Origin of the sequence: Pseudomonas agronomica (assembly GCF_025917275.1) — a bacterium.
Lineage (GTDB): Bacteria > Pseudomonadota > Gammaproteobacteria > Pseudomonadales > Pseudomonadaceae > Aquipseudomonas > Aquipseudomonas agronomica.
Window position 1 is genome coordinate 1 of sequence record NZ_JAOSHO010000362.1, and the last position, 5,289, is coordinate 5,289.

Sequence of the window (5,289 nt, forward strand, 5' to 3'; positions counted from 1 at the left end):
GGGAGCGAGCTTGCTCGCGATGAGGGCCGGCTGGGCGCTAGAGAATCAACCCGCCAACAACCACACCCCCGCCCCCGCCGAAGCCGCCCCAGCCAACCGCACCAAGGGCGCCGCCGCGCGTGGCAGCATCCGTACCAGCGCAAAGCCGGCGCCATGCAGCGCCGCTGTCGCTGCGGCAAACCCGATGGCGTAGGCCCAAGGGCTCGACATGTCCGGCAATTCCAAGCCATGGGCCACACCGTGGAACAGCGCAAACAGCGCCGTCGCACCGATCGCCAGGCCCAGGGGCGGACGCACCGCCAGCGCCACCGCCAGGCCGAGGGCGAGCACGGAGGCGGCGATGCCGCTTTCCAGCGACGGCAGGTCCAGGCCTTCGAAACCCAGCAGGCCGCCAAGCAGCATCGTGCCGACGAAGGTGCACGGCAGCGCCCAGCGCGCGGCGCCTTGTTGTTGTGCAGCCCACAAGCCGACCGCGAGCATCGCCAGCAAATGGTCGAGCCCGCCGATAGGGTGGCCGAGGCCGGCGATCAGGCCATTGTCGCCATGACCGGGGTGGGCGAAGGCCAGGGCCGGGGTGAGCAGCAGGGCGAGGGCGCCGCAGAGGCGTTTGAGTGTCATGGATGAGCTTCCTTGTGATCAGTCGGAAAAAATCAGGCAGCGGTCAGCAGGCCCTGGCGTTCGATGAAGGCAATGATGTCGTCCAGGCCCTGGCCGGTTTTCTGGTTGCTGAACACGAACGGCTTGCCGTTGCGCATCCGCCGGGTGTCGCTGTCCATCATCTCCAGGGACGCCCCTACCAGCGGTGCCAGGTCGATCTTGTTGATCACCAGCAGGTCGGACTTGCAGATGCCTGGCCCGCCCTTGCGCGGCAGCTTGTCGCCGGCCGAGACGTCGATCACGTAGATCGTCAGGTCGGACAGCTCGGGACTGAAGGTCGCCGACAGGTTGTCGCCACCGGATTCCACCAGGATCAGGTCCAGGCCGGGGAAGCGCCGGTTCAACTGGTCCACCGCTTCCAGGTTGATCGAGGCGTCTTCGCGAATCGCCGTGTGCGGGCAGCCGCCGGTTTCCACTCCGATGATCCGTTCCGGCGCCAGGGCTTCGTTGCGCACCAGGAAGTCGGCGTCTTCGCGGGTATAAATGTCGTTGGTCACTACTGCCAGGTTGTAGCGTTCGCGCAGGGCCAGGCACAGGGCAAGGGTCAATGCGGTCTTGCCGGAGCCCACCGGGCCGCCAATACCTACGCGCAAGGGTTGTGTGTTCATGTGTATCTCCTAGGAACGGAACAGGCGGCTGTATTGGCGCTCATGGGCCATGCACGCCAGGGACAGGCCAAACGCGGCGCTGCCGTAATGGTCGGGGTCGATAGTCGAGGCGATGTGCTGGGCTTGTTGCAGCAGCGGCAGCAATTCGCTGGTCAGGCGCTGGGCGGCTTGCTGGCCCAGGGGCAGGGTTTTCATCAGCACCGCCAGTTGGTTTTCCAGCCAGCTCCACAACCAGGCGGCAAGGGCGTCTTCTGGCGTGATATTCCAGGCGCGGGCCGCCAGGGCCCAGCCCAGGGCCAGGTGTGGTTCGCTACGTTGCTGGAGAAAACGGCATGCCGCGCTGTCGAGTTCCGGCAGGCCGGTGAGCAGTTGCTGCAACGAGTAGCCCATCTGCCGGCTCTCCTGGTACAGCTCGCGAGTTTCCCGGCTGGCACGGTGTTGTTCACACAGTTGCAGTAGCGCGTCCCAATCATCAGTGGCGGCTGCGGTGCAATGGGCCAGGAGCAAGGGCGCTTCGAACCGCGCAAGGTTCAGCAGCATCTGGTCGCTGATCCAGCGGCGTGCGTCGTCGGGCGTCTTGACCAGGCCGTTGTCCACCGCCATTTCCAGCCCTTGGGAATAGCTGTAGCCGCCAATCGGCAGTTGTGGGCTGGCCAGGCGCAGCAGCGCCCAGGCCGGGTTCATGTGCGCAGGCCAAACTGGTGCAGGCGCGGCGCGTAATTGAAGTCTTCGTCGCCGTGCCGGGAATGGTGATGGCCGCCGCCATAGGCGCCGTGTTCCGGCTGGAACGGGGCCTCGATGGATTCGACGCTGGCGCCCAGTTGTTCGAGCATCGCCTTGAGCACGTAATCGTCCAGCAGGCGCAGCCAGCCATCGCCCACCTGCAGGGCGACATGGCGATTGCCCAAGTGATAGGCCGCCCGGGTCAGTTCGAATGCGTTGGCGCAGGTGACATGCAGCAATTGCTCGGGACGGGCGCAGACCCGCACGATGCGCCCATCCTCGGCTTGCAGGTATTCGCCGTCATGCAGCGGAGGTTGGCCTCGCTCAAGAAACAGCCCGACGTCTTCTCCCTCGGCACTGAAACAGCGCAGGCGGCTTTTGCTGCGGGCATCGAAGGTCAGGTGCAACTCGGCGTCCCAACCCGGTTGAGTGTCGATCCTGCGGTGAATCACCAGCATCGGAGTGCTTCCAGCAATGAACAATGCTGTGTTTAGAGCAAGGGGCTTGCCAATCGACGGGGATGTAGGAAATGGCTGGCGTGGCGTTCCAGGATGGCTTGGCTGGTGAGTCATCATGGTGCGCTTCGTGGCGTTGAGCACCATTTTGCGGCGCTCACAAAGAAACCTGTGGGAGCGAGCTTGCTCGCGATTGCGGTTTGTCAGCAGCATTGAAGGTGACTGATACGGCGCAATCGCGAGCAAGCTCGCTCCCACATTGGCCACATCCGGGTTACTCGGTACTACCCAATCCGCGCCAATGCTTGAGGCCGATGAAGATGAACCGCAGTTGCTGGGTGATCTTCGCTTGGGGCGTGAGATGTTCGGGAAGTGCTTCGGCGGGCGGGTCGATGATGTCCGGGAGCGTGGCGAAAACGCTTTTTACGATGAGATCGGCCATCACGTTCAGGCCGGCAAGGTCCAGGTGTTGCAGTTTCGGCATCAAGGCCAAGTCGGCGGCAAGGTCCGAGCTGATGTCCTCGCGCAGCCTTGCTATGGCTTGGCGCACCGGCAACGAACCGCCGTACTGCTCGCGGGCCAGGAATAGAAACTGCGATCGGTTGGCGTGGACCACGTCGAGGAAAATCCGCACCGAGGCGTCAATGATGCCGCCCATGACGAATTCGTTGTGGCGCACCAGTCGGATGGTTTCGCGAAAGGTCTGGCCGACTTCGCAGACGAGCGCCAGGCCCAGTTGGTCCATGTCGTCGAAATGCCGATAGAAGCCGGTGGGTACGATGCCGGCGGTCTTGGCGACTTCGCGCAGGCTCAGGCTGCCGAATCCCCTGCCGCACTCCATCAAATGACGGGCTGCATCCATCAGGGCGTTTCGGGTTTGTTGTTTCTGTTCGGCGCGAGGCAGCATTGCAGGACTGACTTCCGAGTCATGGGAGCGATGCACTCTAGCAAATAGGCTTTGGCGTCGTCGAACGGTAGGGCGGGTTCAGGCGGGAAACGAGGTGCTTTGAAAATCAAAAGCCCGATTCGAGGAATCGGGCTTTTTTCCAGGCCACCATGGGCTCAGCTCACTGCGCTGTTACGTTCGATTACACGGTCACCACCGCCTTCGGCAAGGGTCTGGCCTTGTGGAGTGCGGTCGGAGCCGTCAGCTGCGAGGGTTTCGCCCAGTGGAGTGCGGTCGGAGCCGTCAGCTGCGAGGGTTTCGCCCAGTGGAGTGCGGTCGGAGCCGTCAGCTGCGAGGGTTTCGCCCAGTGGAGTGCGGTCGGAGCCGTCAGCTGCGAGGGTTTCGCCCAGTGGAGTGCGGTCGGAGCCGTCAGCCGCCAGGGTCTGGCCTTGTGGGGTGCGGTCGGAACCGTCAGCTGCCAGGGTTTGGCCTTGTGGAGTGCGATCGGAGCCGTCAGCCGCCAGGGTTTGGCCTTGTGGGGTGCGATCGGCGCCGTCGGCGGCCAGGGTTTGACCTTGTGGGGTGCGGTCGGAACCACCTTCGACCAGGCCTTTTTCTTCCAGGCGATCACGGCCACCTTCGGCTACGGTCTGGCTATAGACAGAATGGCTGTCCTTGATCTGTGGCGTGGCTTGTTCGGAAGCTGGCAGGGCAAAGGCGGTCGAGGCCAGCAGTGAAAGGGACAGGCTCATCAGTAGTTGGCGTTTCATGATCGTTGCTCCTTGGGAGGGCTAAAAAGTGGGTACGAGGGCCATGCTACTCTCGATAAGTCGATATAAAAGTTCATAAACACAATGGTAATAATCAACGGAATTGATTGTTCTGGGGGAAGGCTCTAGAACGCGGCTTTCAGAGGAGGGGTTTCGCCCAAGAGTGGGTAGTTTGTACTCACTCGTGCCCCGCAAATGTGCGAGGGCGGTAACAGGTAGCTGTCGAATCGGTCAGGTTCTTGCGCATTTTTTAATGCCGTTCGTCGCCCTTGATGGTAAACCTGTCGGCCGTTTTGCCTGTCCAACAATCATCCGCAACGAGCCGGCCACAGGTTCGTGCTATCCCCGGCGTCGCGGTTCGGACGCCCATTTGCCTCAGGAGCCTTGTGCATGACGCGCACCTCAAAAATCTTCGCCTGGGGCTTTGCCTGCCTCGTCGCCCTGTTGGCCGTGCTGGTGCTGGTCATCGCGTTCTTCGATTGGAATCGCCTCAAGCCCACGCTCAACGCCAAGGTTTCCGAGGAGCTGCATCGTCCGTTCGCGATCAATGGCAACCTGGCAGTGGTTTGGCAACGCGAACCGCAGGAGGGTGGCTGGCGAGCCTTTGTCCCATGGCCCCACGTGGTGGCGGAGGATTTGAGCCTGGGCAATCCGGACTGGTCGAAAACCCCGCAAATGGTCACCCTCAAGCGCGTTGAGTTGCGTATTTCGCCCCTGGCGTTGCTGGCCCGGCGCGTGGCCATCCCGCGTATCGACCTGACCGAACCCGACGCCAGCCTGCAGCGCCTGGCCGATGGTCGCGCCAATTGGACGTTTCAGCTCGATCCAAAAGACCCGGACGCCGAACCGTCCAGCTGGATAGTGGACATCGGTGCCATCGGCTTCGACAAGGGCCACGTCACCCTTGATGATCAAACGCTCAAGACCCGCCTCGACCTGGTGATCGATCCGTTGGGCAAGCCCATCCCGTTCAGCGAAATCGTGGGTGAGAAAACCGCCAGCAAAGTTCGTGAACAAGGGGCGACGCCACAGGACTATGCCTTCGCCTTCAAGGTCAATGGGCAATACCACGGGCAGAATCTCGGCGGGTCCGGCAAGGTCGGCGGTCTGCTGGCGCTGCAGGATGCGTCGCAGCCTTTCCCTTTGCAGGCCCAGGCAAAGATCGGCGACACCCGCGTCGAATTGGCCGG

The 5,289-nt window shown here is 62.7% G+C and carries 7 protein-coding genes; 1 reads left to right on the plus strand and 6 read right to left on the minus strand.

Going from position 1 to position 5,289, the window contains the following annotated elements; all coding sequences use genetic code 11:
* Positions 1 to 45 precede the first annotated feature (45 nt).
* The 6 genes from OC610_RS20535 to OC610_RS20560 form a co-directional block, all read right to left on the minus strand.
* A complete protein-coding gene (locus OC610_RS20535; protein ID WP_264430287.1) occupies positions 46 to 618 on the minus strand; it encodes a HupE/UreJ family protein in 573 nt (190 codons plus the stop codon).
* Between the two features lie 32 nt (positions 619 to 650).
* Complete coding sequence (ureG, locus tag OC610_RS20540) at positions 651 to 1,265, minus strand: urease accessory protein UreG (RefSeq protein WP_003197309.1); 615 nt, start codon at positions 1,263 to 1,265, stop codon at positions 651 to 653.
* A gap of 9 nt (positions 1,266 to 1,274) precedes the next feature.
* Complete coding sequence (locus tag OC610_RS20545) at positions 1,275 to 1,949, minus strand: urease accessory protein UreF (protein ID WP_264430288.1); 675 nt, start codon at positions 1,947 to 1,949, stop codon at positions 1,275 to 1,277.
* Entirely contained in the window at positions 1,946 to 2,446 is a 501-nt protein-coding gene (ureE, locus tag OC610_RS20550; RefSeq protein WP_264430290.1) for an urease accessory protein UreE, read from the minus strand. Before ureE ends, OC610_RS20545 begins: the two co-directional genes overlap by 4 nt.
* 271 nt (positions 2,447 to 2,717) lie before the next feature.
* Positions 2,718 to 3,350, minus strand: coding sequence for a TetR family transcriptional regulator (locus tag OC610_RS20555; RefSeq protein ID WP_030140126.1), 633 nt, complete (start codon positions 3,348 to 3,350; stop codon positions 2,718 to 2,720).
* A 155-nt stretch (positions 3,351 to 3,505) separates the two neighbouring features.
* A complete protein-coding gene (locus OC610_RS20560; protein WP_264430292.1) occupies positions 3,506 to 4,099 on the minus strand; it encodes a hypothetical protein in 594 nt (197 codons plus the stop codon).
* 390 nt (positions 4,100 to 4,489) lie between these two features.
* On the opposite strand from OC610_RS20560, the gene OC610_RS20565 reads away from it, so the two are divergent.
* The coding region (locus OC610_RS20565; RefSeq protein WP_264430293.1) for an AsmA family protein at positions 4,490 to 5,289 on the plus strand (800 nt) is incomplete at its 3' end.